Source organism: Klebsiella sp. JB_Kp004 (genome assembly GCF_040065795.1).
In the GTDB taxonomy this organism is placed as follows: Bacteria; Pseudomonadota; Gammaproteobacteria; order Enterobacterales; family Enterobacteriaceae; genus Klebsiella; species Klebsiella quasipneumoniae.
Window position 1 is genome coordinate 40,972 of the sequence record NZ_JBEAKW010000049.1, and the last position, 15,275, is coordinate 56,246.

Annotated in this window: 14 protein-coding genes; 11 read left to right on the forward strand and 3 right to left on the reverse strand. The window is 62.9% G+C overall.

What is annotated here, in order from left to right; translation table 11 throughout:
- Positions 1–314 precede the first annotated feature (314 nt).
- The 6 genes from ABLX76_RS23105 (at position 315) to ABLX76_RS23130 (ending at position 7,257) form a co-directional block, all read left to right on the forward strand.
- Positions 315–1,982 (forward strand): ABC transporter substrate-binding protein, encoded by a 1,668-nt coding sequence (locus ABLX76_RS23105; protein ID WP_023288739.1) that lies wholly within the window; start codon positions 315–317, stop codon positions 1,980–1,982.
- An 18-nt stretch (positions 1,983–2,000) separates the two neighbouring features.
- Complete coding sequence (locus tag ABLX76_RS23110; protein ID WP_023288740.1) at positions 2,001–2,954, forward strand: ABC transporter permease; 954 nt, start codon at positions 2,001–2,003, stop codon at positions 2,952–2,954.
- A gap of 2 nt (positions 2,955–2,956) precedes the next feature.
- Positions 2,957–3,850, forward strand: coding sequence for an ABC transporter permease (locus tag ABLX76_RS23115; RefSeq protein ID WP_023288741.1), 894 nt, complete (start codon positions 2,957–2,959; stop codon positions 3,848–3,850).
- Between the two features lie 3 nt (positions 3,851–3,853).
- A complete protein-coding gene (locus tag ABLX76_RS23120; RefSeq protein ID WP_048334323.1) occupies positions 3,854–4,891 on the forward strand; it encodes an ABC transporter ATP-binding protein in 1,038 nt (345 codons plus the stop codon).
- Positions 4,881–5,891: an ABC transporter ATP-binding protein gene (locus ABLX76_RS23125; RefSeq protein ID WP_044521499.1), complete on the forward strand. Its 1,011-nt coding sequence runs from the start codon at positions 4,881–4,883 to the stop codon at positions 5,889–5,891. Before ABLX76_RS23120 ends, ABLX76_RS23125 begins: the two co-directional genes overlap by 11 nt.
- A gap of 97 nt (positions 5,892–5,988) precedes the next feature.
- On the forward strand, positions 5,989–7,257 hold the full coding sequence (locus ABLX76_RS23130) for a Zn-dependent hydrolase (protein ID WP_101978016.1): 1,269 nt from the start codon (positions 5,989–5,991) through the stop codon (positions 7,255–7,257).
- A gap of 34 nt (positions 7,258–7,291) precedes the next feature.
- Here the strand turns inward: ABLX76_RS23130 and ABLX76_RS23135 are convergent, their stop codons facing one another.
- Positions 7,292–8,200 carry a DMT family transporter gene (locus ABLX76_RS23135; protein ID WP_032455039.1) on the reverse strand — a complete coding sequence of 303 codons (909 nt, stop codon included), beginning with the start codon at positions 8,198–8,200 and terminating at the stop codon, positions 7,292–7,294.
- Between the two features lie 124 nt (positions 8,201–8,324).
- Between ABLX76_RS23135 and ABLX76_RS23140 the strand changes: the two genes are divergently transcribed.
- Positions 8,325–9,659 (forward strand): PLP-dependent aminotransferase family protein, encoded by a 1,335-nt coding sequence (locus tag ABLX76_RS23140; protein WP_044521504.1) that lies wholly within the window; start codon positions 8,325–8,327, stop codon positions 9,657–9,659.
- Here ABLX76_RS23140 and ABLX76_RS23145 read toward each other — a convergent pair.
- Positions 9,656–11,119, reverse strand: a complete 1,464-nt coding sequence (locus ABLX76_RS23145) for a PLP-dependent aminotransferase family protein (protein ID WP_023288747.1) — start codon at positions 11,117–11,119, stop codon at positions 9,656–9,658. The two genes, ABLX76_RS23140 and ABLX76_RS23145, sit on opposite strands and share 4 nt — an antisense overlap.
- 240 nt (positions 11,120–11,359) lie before the next feature.
- Here ABLX76_RS23145 and ABLX76_RS23150 point away from each other — a divergent pair, with 240 nt between their 5' ends.
- The 4 genes from ABLX76_RS23150 to ABLX76_RS23165 are packed head-to-tail and all read left to right on the forward strand — an operon-like array spanning position 11,360 to position 14,334.
- Positions 11,360–12,211 (forward strand): transporter substrate-binding domain-containing protein, encoded by an 852-nt coding sequence (locus ABLX76_RS23150; protein WP_022631237.1) that lies wholly within the window; start codon positions 11,360–11,362, stop codon positions 12,209–12,211.
- Positions 12,212–12,258: 47 nt separating this feature from the next.
- Entirely contained in the window at positions 12,259–12,900 is a 642-nt protein-coding gene (locus ABLX76_RS23155) for an amino acid ABC transporter permease (protein WP_002893187.1), read from the forward strand.
- Positions 12,901–12,914: 14 nt separating this feature from the next.
- Positions 12,915–13,580 (forward strand): ABC transporter permease subunit, encoded by a 666-nt coding sequence (locus ABLX76_RS23160; protein ID WP_048296980.1) that lies wholly within the window; start codon positions 12,915–12,917, stop codon positions 13,578–13,580.
- Positions 13,573–14,334, forward strand: coding sequence for an amino acid ABC transporter ATP-binding protein (locus tag ABLX76_RS23165; protein ID WP_032455037.1), 762 nt, complete (start codon positions 13,573–13,575; stop codon positions 14,332–14,334). The genes ABLX76_RS23160 and ABLX76_RS23165 overlap by 8 nt, the downstream gene beginning before the upstream one ends.
- 53 nt (positions 14,335–14,387) lie before the next feature.
- Here the strand turns inward: ABLX76_RS23165 and ABLX76_RS23170 are convergent, their stop codons facing one another.
- Positions 14,388–15,152: an SDR family NAD(P)-dependent oxidoreductase gene (locus ABLX76_RS23170; RefSeq protein WP_023288749.1), complete on the reverse strand. Its 765-nt coding sequence runs from the start codon at positions 15,150–15,152 to the stop codon at positions 14,388–14,390.
- Positions 15,153–15,275 lie beyond the last annotated feature (123 nt).

The following is a 15,275-nucleotide window of genomic DNA, read 5'->3' on the forward strand; positions in this document are numbered from 1 at the left end:
TCGATGTGTTCTCTGAAGTATAGAAGGGATTGTTCCCGGCGGAGAATACGCCGCGGCGGGGGAGGGGGAAGCATAAAAAAGTGACGCGACGTGATTATTTAAATTTTGCGATATAGCGACTGGTGCAATTCTGCAACATATTTCCCGCTGGCGGTGCGGCAGAATAAGGTTGAATTATTTTCCCATAATTATCATGGTGATAATATAAGTCCTTCTTATTTTATCGGTCGGTTTCGGCCTATTTCCGCCCGCACCAGAGCTGGTACGCATTTTGCCTGTTAATCAGTGACACTTTATTTAACAGGGATCATGTGATGCACAAAACGACGTTATTTTCGCGTGCCGGTCGTCTCGCCGTGGCGGTGAGCGGCGCACTGGCCCTGGCGGGCGCCGCCTTACCTGCCAACGCCTCCACGCTGCGGATCGCCATGACCGCCGCGGATATTCCGTTGACCCTCGGCCAGCCGGATCAGGGCTATGAGGGCAACCGCTTTACCGGCATCCCGCTGTACGACGCGCTGGTGGAGTGGGATCTGTCGCAAGGGGAAAAGCCCAGCGGTCTGGTGCCGGGGCTGGCGACCGAGTGGCACATCGATCCGCAGAACACCCGCCGCTGGATTTTCACCCTGCGTCCGGGGGTGAAATTTCATGATGGGAGCGAGGTGAACGCCGACGCCATCGTCTGGAACGTGGATAAGGTGCTCAATAAAGCAGCGCCACAGTACGCCCCGGGTCAGATCGGCAACACCCTGTCGCGGATGCCGACCCTCGCCGGCGCGGAGAAAATTGACGATCACACCGTGGCGCTGACCACCTCGGAACCGGACGCGCTGCTGCCGTACAACATCACCAACCTGTTTATTGTCTCGCCCACGGCGTGGCAGAAGCAGTATGACGCGGTGCCGGCCAGCGCGGGCGATAGCGCCGCGCGCAGCAAACAGGCGTGGACCGCCTTCGCCGCCCATGCGGTGGGCAGCGGCCCGTTCAAACTGGAGAAGCTGGTGCCGCGTCAGCAGCTGATCCTCGCGAAAAACCCCGACTACTGGAATAAAGATCGCATTCCCCGGGTGGATAAGGTGGTGCTGATCCCCTTGCCGGAGGCTAACGCCCGCACCGCGGCGCTGCTGTCGAAGCAGGTGGACTGGATTGAAGCCCCGGCGCCGGACGCCATCGATCAGATCAAGTCTCAGGGTTTTCACCTCTACGCCAACACCCAGCCGCACCTGTGGCCCTGGCAGTTCTCCTTTGAAAAAGGATCCCCGTGGCAGGACATTCGGGTGCGTAAAGCGGCCAACCTGTGTCTGAACCGCGCCGAGCTGAAGAGCTACCTCGGCGGCTATATGACCGAGGCCACCGGGGTCTACGAGGCCGACAGCCCGTGGCATGGCAAACCCACCTTCCAGATCAAATATGACCCGGACGCCGCCCGTCAGCTGATGACCGAGGCCGGATACAGCGCCGGCAAGCCGCTGCACGTCACGGTGGCGACCTCGGCTTCCGGCTCCGGGCAGATGCAGCCCTTGCCGATGAACGAGTATATCCAGCAGAGCCTGAAGAGCTGCTTCTTCAATGTGGATATCAAAGTGGTGGAATGGAACACCCTGTTCACCAACTGGCGTCTGGGCGCCCGGGATCCCTCGGCAAAAGGGATCGACGCGATCAACGTCAGCGCCGCGGTCAACGATCCCTATTTTGGCCTGATCCGCTTCTCCACCGCCAAAGCGTTTCCGCCGGTGGCGACCAACTGGGGCTACTTCTCCACCCCGGAGACGGAAAAACTGGCCGCCGCCGTCAAGCACGCCTTTACCCCGGAAGCGATGAATAAAGCCGCCGGCGAGCTGCACGCCGCGCTGGTGGATCAGGTGCCGTTCCTGTTTGTCGCCCACGACGTCGGGCCGCGCGCGATTTCGCCCGCGGTGACCGGGGTGGTGCAACCGCAGAGCTGGTTTATCGACCTCAGTCTGGTGAGCAAAAAAGAGTAATCGCGAAAGGGGCGACCGATGATCAATACGCTGCTATACCGCATTCTGCTGGCTATCCCCACCATGCTTGGGGTGGCGGTGATCTGTTTCATGCTGGTGCAGATAGCGCCTGGCGACCCGCTGGTGTCGGTAATGCCGCCGGACGCTTCGGAGGCGCTGCGCCAGACGTTGATGCAGGCTTACGGCTTTGATAAGCCGCTACCCCTGCAGTTTATCCACTGGCTGTGGCGGGCGTTGCACGGCGACCTCGGTATGTCGGTCGCCACCGGCCGCCCGGTTATTGACGAGGTGATGACCGCGGTAAGCTACTCCCTGCGCCTGGCGCTGCTGGCGACGGCGATCGGTTTCGTCCTCGGCAGTCTGTTCGGCTTTGTCGCCGGCTATTTTCGCAACAGCGTCATTGACCGTCTGGCCTCGGTGTTGTCGGTGTTTGGCGTCAGCGTGCCGCACTACTGGCTGGGGATGCTGCTGGTGATCCTCTGCAGCGTCAAGTTCGCGCTGCTGCCGGCCACCGGCGGCGGGCCGATAGGCGAGGTGGGCTGGCAATGGGACTGGGCGCACCTGCAGTTCATGCTGCTGCCGGCCATCACGCTGTCGGTGATCCCGACCGGGATTATCGCCCGCACCGTGCGCTCGCAGGTCGCCGATATCCTCAGCCAGGAGTTCATCGTTGGCCTGCGCGCTCGCGGGCTCAACGAGTCGCGCATCTTTGTCCACGTCATGAAAAATGCCGCGCCAACCGCGCTGGCTGTGATGGGGCTGCAGGTGGGCTATCTGATGGGCGGCTCGATCCTTGTGGAGACCGTCTTCTCCTGGCCGGGAACCGGGCTGCTGCTCAACACCGCCATTTTTCAGCGCGACCTGCCCCTCCTGCAGGGCACCATCTGGGTGCTGGCGCTGTTTTTCGTATTGCTCAACCTGTTGGTGGATATTCTGCAGACCACCCTCGACCCGCGCATTAAGAGGAGCTGACCATGGTGGATACGGCAACGACGAAAGCGGTCCCGGCCGCGCCGGCCAACGCTTCCCGGCAAGGTTACTGGCGCGGCGTGCTGCGCCGCTTGCTGCGCGATCCGGGCGGGGTATTCGTCGGCGCGATCATTCTCGTTCTGCTGGCCCTGGCGCTGTTCGGGCCGTGGCTTATCGTCAAAGACCCCTATCAAACGTCGATGTTCCTGCGCCTGAAGCCCATCGGCAGCGACGGCTTTCCGCTGGGCTCTGATGAGCTGGGGCGCGACATGCTGTCGCGACTGATCCTCGGCACCCGGCTGTCGCTGTTTATGGGGATTGTCCCGGTGGTGTTCGCCTTTTTTATCGGCGGCGCCATCGGGATCATCGCTGGCTACATGGGCGGCAAAATCAATACCCTGATCATGCGCACCGTGGATGTGTTCTATGCCTTTCCCTCGGTCCTGCTGGCGATTGCGCTGTCGGGGGCGCTGGGGGCGGGCATCGGCAATGCGCTGCTGTCGCTGACCCTGGTGTTTGTCCCGCAGGTGGCGCGGATTGCCGAGAGCGTGACCGCCCAGGTACGGCATATGGACTATATCGATGCCGCCCGGGCCACCGGCGCCAGCGCGTTGACCATTATCCGCGTCCAGGTGCTGGGTAACGTGCTCGGGCCGATCTTCGTCTTCTCCACCGGGCTGATTTCGGTGTGCATGATCCTCGCCTCCGGCCTGTCGTTTCTCGGCCTCGGCGTGCGGCCGCCGGAGCCCGAGTGGGGGCTGATGCTCAATACGCTGCGCACGGCAATCTATACCCAGCCGTGGGTGGCCGCCCTGCCGGGCCTGATGATTTTTATCACCTCCATTTCGTTCAATATCCTCGCGGACCGCCTGCGTGCGGCAATGGCGATTAAGGAGTAAGCGATGCAACCCTTTACCAATATCGACCTCGGCGGGCCGGCGCAGCCGCTGCTGAAGGTCAATCACCTGCTGAAGTACTTCCGCGGCGGCAAAGGCCGGGAGGTGGTCCAGGCGGTGGACGATATCAGCTTCACGGTGATGAAAGGCGAAACCCTGGGGGTGGTCGGCGAGTCGGGCTGTGGCAAATCGACCACCGCCCGGCTGCTGATGCAGCTGCTCACCCAGGACAGCGGCGAACTGATCTTCGACGGGCTGGGGGTCGGCTCGTCGCGTCTGCCGCTGAAAGCCTACCGTCGCCAGGTGCAGATGGTTTTCCAGGACAGCTATGCCTCGCTCAATCCGCGCCTGACCATGGAGGAGAGCATCGCCTTCGGCCAGCGGGTCCACGGCGTCAGCGCCAGAGAGGCCAGCGAATACGCCCGCTATCTGCTGGCGCACGTTGGCCTTGAGCCGGCGCGCTTCGCCGACCGCTATCCCCATGCGCTCTCCGGCGGCCAGCGGCAGCGGGTGAATATCGCCCGCGCGCTGGCGATGAAGCCGCGGCTGGTCATTCTTGATGAGGCGGTGTCGGCGCTGGATAAATCGGTGGAAGCTCAGGTGCTGCAGCTGCTGCAGGAGCTGAAGCGGACCCTTGAGCTGACCTATGTGTTTATCAGCCACGATCTGCACGTGGTGCGCTGGCTGTCGGATCGGATCCTCGTCATGTACCTTGGCGAAGTGGTGGAGATCGGCCCGGCGGAGCAGCTGTTTACCGCCTCCGCCCATCCCTATACCCGGGCGCTGTTAAGCTCCATGCCCTCCATGGATCCGCAAAACCGCACCCTGACCTCGCCGCTGAGCGGCGATCCCCCCAGCCCCATCGCGCCGCCGAGCGGCTGCCGCTTTCACACCCGCTGCCCGCACGCGAAGGCGGTCTGCGCCGAGGTGAAACCGCGGCTGGAGGCGGTCGGGGAGGGGCACCAGAGCGCCTGCCTGATGGCGCAGCCGGCCTCGCCCTGGCATCAGAGCATCCCTCTTAAGGAGGTCAGCCATGTCGCATAACGCCTTTGTCCATGTGCGCGACCTGCGGGTCGTCTTTCGCCGCGACGGACAGACCATCAACGCGGTCAACGGGGTCTCCTTTGACGTACAAAAGGGGGAGGTGATGGCGTTGATTGGCGAGTCGGGTTCCGGCAAGAGCGTGACCCTGCGGGCGCTGATGCGCCTGCACCCGCCGGGGAGCAGTGAGCTCTCCGGCACCCTGCGGGTGGGGGACGACGCGGTGCTGACGATGAACGCCAGCCAGCTGCGGCGCTATCGCGGCGGGCGCTGCGCGATGATTTTTCAGGAGCCGCTTCTGGCCTTCGATCCGGTCTACACCGTCGGGCAGCAGATTATAGAAGGGCTGCGCCGCCACGAAGGGCTGTCGCGCCAGGCGGCCCGGGACAGGGCGCTGGAGGCCCTGCGTCAGGTGCGCATTCCCAGCCCCGAACGGCGGCTGGAGGCTTACCCGCACGAGATGTCCGGCGGGATGCGCCAGCGGGCGATGATCGCCCTTGCGCTCTCCTGTAACCCGCAGCTGCTGCTGGCGGATGAGCCGACCACCGCCCTCGACGCCACGGTGCAAATCCAGATCCTGATCCTGCTGCGCGAGCAGCAAAAGCAGCGCGGGCTGTCGATCGTGTTTGTGACCCACGATATCGGCGCCGCGGTGGAGATTGCCGACCGGGTGGCGGTGATGTACGCCGGGCGGATCGTTGAGGAGGCCGCCATGAGCGAGATCCTGCGCCACCCGCGCCATCCTTATACCCGGGTGCTGCTGGGCAGCCGGCCGAAAGAGGGGCTCAAGAAAGGCGATGCCCTGCACTGCATTCCCGGCGCGCCGCCGGATCTGGCGCGCTTGCCCCCCGGCTGCGCCTTTGCCGAGCGCTGTCCGCACCGTCGCCCGGTCTGCGAGCAGAGCCTGCCGCCGACGGAGGCCGCAGCGGAGCGCCACACGGTGAGTTGCCACCGCTGGCGCGAGCTGGCGATTGACGCCCACGCGCAGGCCCTGGCCGTCTGACCGACGGCAACACACTCTACAGATGAAGGCCAGGCGCTGATGCCTTATTTTCCACCGCCGGTTGCGCTGGCGGCGACCTTGATGTCAGGAGACCACCATGAGCAGTGATGTACTTTTTACCCCCGCCACCGACACCACCCGCTGGCGCATCAATGGCGACCGCCTGTGGGCGTCGTTAATGGATCTTGCTCAGATCGGCGCCACGCCGAAGGGCGGCTGCCGCCGTCTGACCCTCACCGACCTCGACCGCCAGGGGCGGGACCGGGTGATTGGCTGGGCGCGGGAGGCCGGGATGAGCGTCACCATCGATAAAATCGGCAATGTGTTTATGCGCCGGGAAGGGCGCAACCCCAGCCTGCCGCCCATCGTCTCCGGCAGCCATATCGACACCCAGCCCTCCGGCGGCAAATTTGACGGCAACTACGGCGTGCTGGCGGCGCTGGAGGTGGTGCGCACGCTCAACGATCGGCAGATTGCCACCGAGGCGCCGATTGAGGTGGTGTTCTGGACCAACGAAGAGGGGTCGCGCTTCGTGCCGGTGATGATGGGCTCCGGGGTCTTTGCCGGGGTCTTCCCGCTGGAGGAGACCTGGGCCGTCACGGATAAAGAGGGCATCAGCGTCGGCGAGGCGCTGGCGCAGATCGGCTATATCGGCGAGCAGACCCCGGGAGAGCATCCCATCGGCGCCTATTTTGAGGCGCACATTGAGCAGGGACCGATTCTCGAAGATGAAGCGAAAACCATCGGTATCGTGCAGGGCGTGCTGGGGATCCGCTGGTACGACTGCGTGGTGACCGGCCAGGCGTCGCACGCCGGACCCACGCCGATGCGCCTGCGTCAGGATGCCCTGCAGGTGGCGACCCGCATTATGCAGGAGGTGGTCGCCATTGCCGGGCGCAGCGAAGAGGGACGCGGCACCGTCGGCAGCGTGCAGGTGTGGCCCAACAGCCGCAACGTGGTGCCCGGGGAGGTCACCTTCTCCATTGATATGCGCAATCTCAGCGATGCGCTGGTGGATGAAATGGATCGCCAGCTGCGGGCGTTTATCGCGGAGGTTGAGCGGGAGAGCGGTCTGCAGGTGGCCCTGAAGCAGGTGAGCCACTATCCGGCGGCGCCGTTCGATAGCGAATGCCAGCAGGCCATTGCCGATGCCGCGCAGCGGCTGGGCTATCCGGCGCGGCCGATTGTCTCCGGCGCCGGGCATGACGCCGTGTATATGAGCTACCTGGCGCCGACCGGGATGATTTTTATTCCCTGCAAGGACGGGATCAGCCATAACGAAATGGAGTATGCCTCGCCGGAGCACGTCGCCGCCGGGGCCAACGTGCTGCTGCAGGTGATGCTCCAGTACGCCCGGCCGGTGTAGGCGCTCATCCTCCCCGGCGGGGCGACGCGTCAGGTCAGGCGCGGCTCCCGCTCCCTGCGCCAACCCGCTGGCGGCCAAATTTGCGCGAGCCCACCACGCACAGCACCACCCCGAGGGTGACCGCCAGCATCAAGGGGCTGACGGTTTCGTGCAACAGCGCCGCCGACAGGCCAAGCCCAAAGAACGGCTGCAATAGCTGGAGCTGGCCGACGGCGGCGATCCCGCCCGCGGCCAGCCCTTTGTACCAGAAGATAAAACCAATCAGCATGCTGAAGAGCGACACATAGCCCAGCGCGGCCCAGGAGGAGGTCGATATGGCGCGCCAGGAGGCGGGCTGAACCATCAGCGAGGCGGGGAGCATCAACGGCAGGGCAATGAGCAGCGCCCAGCAAATCACCTGCCAGCCGCCGAGCTCCCGGGTCAGCTTTGCCCCTTCCGCATAGCCGAGGCCGCAGGCGATCACCGCCGCCAGCATCAGCAGATCGCCGCTGAGCGACGCCGCCGCACTTTGCGTCAGGGCGAATCCCATCACCAGCAGGCTGCCCAGCAGCGAAAAGATCCAGAAAGCCCGCCGCGGACGTTCACCGCCGCGCAGTACGCCGAAGAGGGCGGTCATCAGCGGCAGCAGGCCAATAAACACAATCGAATGCGCTGAGGTGATGCGCTGCAGGGCCAGCGCCGTGAGCAGGGGAAAGCCGATCACCACCCCGGATGAGACGATGATCAGGGGCACAAGCTGCGCCAGGCGCGGGCGTTTCTGACGAAAGCCGACCAGCAGGGCGACGGCAAGCAGCCCGGCGATGGAGGCGCGCAGAAAGGTCAATAACAACGGATCCATATCCTGCACCGCCAGCCGCGTCGCGGGCAGCGAACCGCTGAAAATGATCACCCCCAGTAAACCATGAAGCCATCCGGACCAGGGGCCGGGCGCCGATTTATCCAGTGTTGAATCTACCACGTTAACCTCGCGTTATCTGATTGGGCTGCGCCCGCTTGAGCATCGTCAGCGGCGATGGTAATGTGGCCAATCTGATACAATCAAATTATTGTCATAGATACATTTCACGATGAAAGCCCGATACAAAGCCGTTGTCGACCGATACGCGCAGGCGATCCGCAGCGGGCAGCTGCCCGCCGGCACCCGTCTGCCGACGCACCGTACCCTGGCCGCCGAGGAACGCCTCTCGCTGGCCACCGCCACGCGCGTCTACCGTGAACTGGAGGAGATGGGGCTGGTCAGTGGCGAAACCGGGCGCGGCACCTTCGTGCGGGACCTCTCGCTGCCGCCGGGGCATGGGGTCGACCAGCAGGTGGTGGCCGCCGACGTCGTGGATCTTAACTTCAACTACCCTTCGCTGCCGGCGCAGGGCGATGCGCTGCGCGAGGCGCTCAGGCAGCTGGCGATGGCGGGCGATATTGACTCGCATCTGCGCTATCAGCCTCACGCCGGGCGGCTCGCCGAGCGGGAAATCATCGCCCGCCATTTGACCTGCCGGCACTTTGCGCCGGACGCGGAAAATGTCCTGATCGTCAACGGCGCGCAGCACGGGCTGGCGGTGACCGTTATGGGGCTGTTACGTCCGGGGGATGTGGTGGCGGTGGATGCGCTGACCTATTCGGGCTTCAAGGTGCTGGCGGCGCTCTATCATCTGGAGCTGGCGGCGATCCCCTGTCGGGCCGAAGGGCCGGACCTGCAGGCGCTTCACACGCTGTGCCAGCAGCGGCGGGTGCGGGCGGTGTATACCATGCCGACGCTGCACAATCCGCTGGGCTGGGTGCTCAACGCCGGGCAGCGGCAGGCGCTGGCCGACCTCGCGCGCCAGCACGATCTGCTGATTATCGAAGATGCCGCCTACGCCCGGCTGGTGAGCCGTCCGCCGCCGCCGGTGGTCAGCTATGCGCCGGAAAGAACGGTGTATGTCACCGGATTTTCGAAAAATATCGCCACCGGACTGCGCGTGGGGGTGGTGATTTCTCCGCCGCGCTATCGGCCGGAGATTGAGCGCGCCATCCGGGCCACGACGTGGAATACGCCGACGCTGATAAGCTCGCTGATCTGCGCCTGGATTGAAGATGGCACGGTGGCCCGCTTTGAAACGCAGAAACGACAAGATGCGCGACAGCGGCAGCAGGTGGCCCGCGAGGTGCTCTGCGGCCTTCCCGTCGTGAGTCATCCCGATTCGTACTTCGTCTGGCTGCCGCTGGGCGAAGAGAGCCGGGCCGACCGGCTGGCGAATGCGCTGATGGAACGCCGTATTTCGGTGTCGACCGCCGAGCCGTTCTGCGTCTCCGCCACGATCCCCCAGGCGCTGCGCATCGCGCTCGGTTCGGTGCCTTTCGACAGCCTGCGCCCGGCGCTGCTCAACGTGCGCGATGCCGTCGAGTATGAGCAATCCCGCTAACCCATCTGCTCCAGCTGGCCGCGCAGGACTTCCACCCCCCGGGCGATGGCGTCGGGGTTAATGGCGTGGAATCCCATGCGAAAGTAGTTATCCGGCGGCGCGGCGTTGAGAAAATGGCGCGCCCCGGGCTCAATCAGCACGCCGGCGTGGGCGGCTCGCCAGGTAAGCTGCTGGGTGTTGATCTGCGCCGGGGTCTGCAGCCAGAAGGCGTTAGCGTGTTCGCTCCCCGCCAGCGCGCGGCACGACGGCAGGTAGCGCTGCAGGGCGGCGTGCAGGCGCTCCCAGCGCTGGGCGGAGTCGTAGTGGTAGCGCCGCAGATGGGTTTCATAATGGCCCTGGGCGAGGAAGTGGGCCATCTGGTACTGAATGTTGGTCGGCGGATGGCGATAGACCAGCCGGCGCAGGGCGCGCGCCTCGTCGATCAGGTCCGGGTCGGCGACCATAAACCCCAGCCGCAGCCCCGGCGACAGCGCCTTTGACAGGCTGCTGACATACACCACCCGGCCGCTGCGATCGCTGGCCTTCAGCGCCGGCAGCGGGTTTTGGGTAAAGTTACTCTCCGAGTCATAATCATCTTCAATGATCACCGCGTCATGGCGGGCGGCATGCTCCAGCAGCTGGCGGCGGCGCGCGCTGCTCATCGCCACTCCGGTGGGCACCTGGTGGCCGGGGGTGACATAGTAGTAATCGCAGGGACGCTCATTAAGCACGATCCCCTCTTCATCCACTGGGTGCGGCGCCACCTCGGCGTCGGCGAGCAGAAAGGTGTTGATGGCTTCGCGAAAGCAGGGGTTTTCGACGCCAATGCGGGTGGTGGAAGAGAGCAGCAGCCGTGTCAGCAGGTAGAGGGCGTTTTGCGAGCCCAGGGTGATGAGAATTTCGTCCGGGGCGGCGACAATGCCGCGCTTGGGCAGCACCCGGGTGCGGATCTGCTCGATGAGCATCGGCACATCCTGGTCAATATGGTCGACCACCCACGCTGGATCGCGCACCCCGCCGTGCAGCCAGTTGGCCGCCGAGCGCCAGGTGGCCAGCGGGAACTGCCGGGTATCGGGCTGGCCGTAGATAAACGGGTAGCGGTAGTGCATCCAGCCCGCCGGTTTGAGGATCGACTCCTGCTGGCTGGGGGTCATCTGCAGCCGGTCGCCCCAGCGTGGTGCAGCCGCTTCGCGCTGCGGTGCACTCTCGACCGCGGGAGGCGAAGCGTCGTGATAGTCGGGATGCAGGTAGTAACCGCTTCGCGGGCGGCTTATCAGATAGCCCTCGTTGACCAGGCTTTCGAACACCAGGGCGGTGGTATTGCGCGAGACGCGCAGCTGGCTGGCCAGCTGGCGGCAGGAGGGCAGCGGGGTGTCGGCGGCGAAGATCCCGCTGAGAATGGCATTCACCAGCGTCTCTCGCACCTGCTCCTGCAAACCGCGGCCAGGCTCAAAATCAACGTGTAACAGGTGACGGATCATACGGGGCTCCTCTGGCAATAACGCATCGCGACCACCCCATAAGCTCAGCAAATTCCATACCACCCTTCCGCCATCTGACACAGCGATGCGGCCCATCTGGCTCTATACGGAATTGCAAAACGCTCCCACATTAAAAACGCATTCAGCCGCCGCGGACCGGAACCTCCCGGCCTCTATTTTGCATAAACCTTTTCGCGTTCTGGAATGAACCCGTCTGGCCAATCCATCAGGGGTGAAATAATGAAAAAATCATTGGCATCAATGTGTCTGAGCGCTGTATTAACGGTTGCTTTTTCTTATCACGCCGTCGCGGCCGATCTGCCGGAAATAGAAAAATCCGGCACCCTGAAAGTGGCGACGGAAGATGATTATGCGCCATTTAACTTTATGAATAATGGTCAGGCCGATGGCTTTAACAAAGATATGCTTGAGGAGTTACGTAAATACGCCAAATTTCATGTCGACCAGAGCATATTACCGTGGACCGGATTATTAGCGGCCGTCTCCACCGGACAATACGATATGGCCTTGACCGGGGCGGTTATTACCGATGAGCGGCTGAAGGTCTTTGATTTCACCCCGCCGTGGGCCTCAGCGCAGCACTATTTCGTCAAACGCGCTGGCGATACCTCGCTAAACACCATTGCCGATCTCAGCGGCAAAAAAGTGGGCGTGCAGGCGGGCAGCGCGCTGCTGGCGCGTTTGCCGGAGCTGAAGGCGATGCTGGAGAAGACCGGCGGCAAGCTGGGGCCGGTGGTGGAGTACCCCTCCTATCCGGAAGCCTACGCCGACCTGGCGAATAAGCGGCTGGATTACGTGATTAACGTGGTGATCTCGGTAAACGACCTGGCGAAAGCCAAACCGAAGGTCTTCGCCAAAGGGCTGGCCGTCTCCGGACCGGGCTATATGGCGTGGCCGATCCCGAAAAACTCGCCGCAGCTGCTGGCCTATATGACCAAGTTTATGAACCACATGAAGGAGACCGGCAAGCTCGCCGAGCTGCAGAAAAAGTGGTTTGGCGAAACCTATGACAACCTGCCCACCGAGGCGATCACCAGCCCGGAACAGTTTCATAAGCTTGCCGGTCTGTAATGTTCCGCGGCGGGCGACCGCCGCCTGTTGCTGAGAAGGAGGGCCTCATGGATGCAATTTCCTGGCAGTTATTAATCGAAGGCGCATGGACGACCCTCTGGATTTCGGCCATCGCTATCGCCTTCGGGGTGGTGGCGGGGCTGCTGATCGCCCTGGTGCGGATGCTGCGCCTGCCGGTTATCGACCAGCTGCTGGTGGTCTATATCAGCCTGGCCCGCGCGACGCCGCTGGTGACGCTGGTGCTGTTTCTGTTCCTTTCCCTGCCCACGATGGGCATTAACCTCGACAAGAACGTGGCCGCCATCGTGGCGCTGACGCTTAACACCTCGGCGTTTAACGCTGAGATCTGGCGCAACGCCTTCCGCACCTTTCCGCGCGAACAGCGGGAGGCGGCGGAATCGGTGGGAATGCGCCGCTGGACCTACTTCCGCTACATCATGCTGCCGCAGATGTGGATCGAGAGCCTGCCGGCGCTGGTCAATGAGATGTCGTTTTTGATCAAAGGTAGCCCGGCGATCGCCGTGATCGGCGTGGTGGATCTCACCCGGGTGACCAACCGTATCTCCTCGGTCACCTACGAGCCGCTGTCGCCGATCCTCGCCGCCGGCCTGCTGTATGTGGCGATCATCGGCTGTTTATTGAAGCTGCAGGGGATTGCGGAACGGAAAGCCAGGCGCCTGGCGCGCTAGCAACGGGAGGTATTATGAATCAGTGGGGCGTTATCTGGTCGGTACGCGATAGCTTTATTGCCGGGTTATTCGCGACCCTCGAACTGTTTATTACCGCCGCCCTCGCGGCCCTTATTATCGGTATTGCGCTGTGTTATTTTAGCGAATATCAAAAGAAAGTCCTTAACCGGGTTATCATTGGTTTCGTCAGCCTGATGCGCGCGATCCCTTTTTTGATCCTCGCCTATCTGCTGTATTACGGACTGCCGCAGCTCGGTATTAGCATGGAGCCGTGGACCGCCGGTTTACTGGCCCTGATTATTTATCATGGCGCCTATTTCTTTGAAATATTGCGCAGCCAGCGGCGGGTATTTTCCGGCGGGTATATTGAAGCCGCCATTGCTCAGGGCTTTTCTCGCTATGCCATTTTTCGGCGGATTATTTTACCCAATATCGTCTCTTCCGCCTTACCGCTGATCGGCAATCAGCTGATTATCTGCCTGAAGGACACCGCTTTCCTGAGCATTATTACCGTTCAGGAGATCACCGCCGCCGCCAACAGCGTCCAGGCGACCTATTTTATTCCGTTTAACGCCTTTATCGTCGCCATTGGGCTTTACTGGGCGATCAGCATTCTGCTGGAGCTGCTGATTAAGCGCCTGACCGCCTGGGGAGCCAAAAGAGGAATGAGCCATGCCTGAGTCTATTGCCGTAAGCGTCAAAAACGTCTCCAAGCAGTTCGATAATGTGGAAGTCCTGCGGGATATTAACCTGACGGTGGAGAAGGGGACCGTGGTGAGTATTCTCGGCTCGTCCGGGTCGGGAAAATCCACCCTGCTGCGCTGTATGAACTGGCTGGAACAGCCGGACCGCGGTGAAATTCATATCGGCGGTCAGCGGCTGGGGATTGATGAGCAGCGCGGCCGGGCGATGTCGCACCGCCAGCTGGCGAAAATTCGCGAGCGGGTGGGGATGGTGTTTCAGAGTTTTAACCTGTGGCCGCACCTGACCGTGCAGCAGAACGTCAGCGAGGCGCTGCTGCGCGTTAAGGGCATGAAACGAGACGAGGCGCAGGCCATGGCCATGCAGCAGCTGGAGAAAGTCGGCATGGCGCACAAAGCCGATGTCTACCCGATCACCCTCTCCGGCGGGCAGAAGCAGCGGGTGGCGATCGCCCGTTCGCTGGCGATGTCGCCGGAAGTTATCCTCTTTGACGAACCGACCTCGGCGCTGGATCCGGAGCTGGTGAACGAGGTGTTAGGGGTGATGAAAGCCCTTGCCGCCGAGGGCTACACCATGGTGGTGGTGACCCACGAGATGGATTTTGCCCGCCAGGTGTCCAATGAGGTGGTGTTTCTGGAGAAGGGGCTGCTGATTGAGAAGGCGCCGCCGGAGAAGTTTTTCACGCAACCTGACTCCGAACGCGTCAGACAGTTTCTGCAAAGCAGCCGCTAGACCGGCCTGTGCCCCCTGCCGGCAGCGCCGGCAGGGGGAGCGTCGGGTTTCGCTTAATCCCGGTCGATGGCGAACGGCTGCCACGCCTGGCGCACCGGCATCACCTCCACCCGGTTAATGTTCATATGCGCCGGCAGCGTGGCGATATAAAACATCTGCTCGGCGATATCGCGCGCGCTCAGCGGCGTGGTGCCGCGATAGAGCTTATCCGATGCCGCCTGGTCGCCCTTAGTGCGCACCAGAGTAAATTCGGTCTCGGCAATCCCCGGCGCCAGATCGGTGACCCGCACGCCGGTGCCAAGCAGATCGCAGCGCAGGTTATAGCTGAACTGTTTTACAAAGGCCTTGCTGGCGCCATAGACATGGCTGCCGGGATAGGGCCACTGCCCGGCGATCGAGCCGATATTGATAATGCTTGCCCCGGCGCCATGGCGGATCAGCGTCGGCAGCAGGGCGTGGGTCATCGTCACCAGACCGGTGACGTTGGTGTCGATCATCGTTTTCCAGTCCTCCAGCGCCACCTCCTGCGCCGGCAGCGGCGACAGCGCCAGCCCGGCGTTGTTGATCAGGGTGGTGATATCGGCGAAATCGGCGGGCAGCGACGCCACCGCCGCAGCCACCGCCTCGCTGTCGCGAACGTCAAGCTCAATAATATGCACCGGCACCTGGGCGGCGAGTCTGTCCTGCAAGGCCTTCAGTCGCGGATAGCGGCGCCCGCTCAACACCAGCGACCAGCCCGCATCGGCAAACACCTGCGCTGCCGCTTCGCCAAAACCCGAGGTCGCCCCGGTGATAAACACTACGTTGCTCGTTGCCATCTCATTCTCCTGTGCGGTTGTCCCTTCACTATAAAAACGCCGGACGGCAAGGCACAGGGCCAGACGACGGGCGGGGATGTGACACCGTGTCACATCGTTTTGCGCACACTGGCTCTATCCGAT

What these genes read in the sequence shown, in the direction of transcription:
- ABLX76_RS23105 (WP_023288739.1), top strand. Translation starts at nt 315, where the DNA reads ATGCACAAAACGACGTTATTTTCGCGTGCCGGTCGTCTCGCCGTGGCG.
- ABLX76_RS23110 (WP_023288740.1), top strand. Translation starts at nt 2,001, where the DNA reads ATGATCAATACGCTGCTATACCGCATTCTGCTGGCTATCCCCACCATG.
- ABLX76_RS23115 (WP_023288741.1), top strand. Translation starts at nt 2,957, where the DNA reads ATGGTGGATACGGCAACGACGAAAGCGGTCCCGGCCGCGCCGGCCAAC.
- ABLX76_RS23120 (WP_048334323.1), top strand. Translation starts at nt 3,854, where the DNA reads ATGCAACCCTTTACCAATATCGACCTCGGCGGGCCGGCGCAGCCGCTG.
- ABLX76_RS23125 (WP_044521499.1), top strand. Translation starts at nt 4,881, where the DNA reads ATGTCGCATAACGCCTTTGTCCATGTGCGCGACCTGCGGGTCGTCTTT.
- ABLX76_RS23130 (WP_101978016.1), top strand. Translation starts at nt 5,989, where the DNA reads ATGAGCAGTGATGTACTTTTTACCCCCGCCACCGACACCACCCGCTGG.
- ABLX76_RS23140 (WP_044521504.1), top strand. Translation starts at nt 8,325, where the DNA reads ATGAAAGCCCGATACAAAGCCGTTGTCGACCGATACGCGCAGGCGATC.
- ABLX76_RS23145 (WP_023288747.1), bottom strand. Translation starts at nt 11,119, where the DNA reads ATGATCCGTCACCTGTTACACGTTGATTTTGAGCCTGGCCGCGGTTTG.
- ABLX76_RS23150 (WP_022631237.1), top strand. Translation starts at nt 11,360, where the DNA reads ATGAAAAAATCATTGGCATCAATGTGTCTGAGCGCTGTATTAACGGTT.
- ABLX76_RS23155 (WP_002893187.1), top strand. Translation starts at nt 12,259, where the DNA reads ATGGATGCAATTTCCTGGCAGTTATTAATCGAAGGCGCATGGACGACC.
- ABLX76_RS23160 (WP_048296980.1), top strand. Translation starts at nt 12,915, where the DNA reads ATGAATCAGTGGGGCGTTATCTGGTCGGTACGCGATAGCTTTATTGCC.
- ABLX76_RS23165 (WP_032455037.1), top strand. Translation starts at nt 13,573, where the DNA reads ATGCCTGAGTCTATTGCCGTAAGCGTCAAAAACGTCTCCAAGCAGTTC.
- ABLX76_RS23170 (WP_023288749.1), bottom strand. Translation starts at nt 15,152, where the DNA reads ATGGCAACGAGCAACGTAGTGTTTATCACCGGGGCGACCTCGGGTTTT.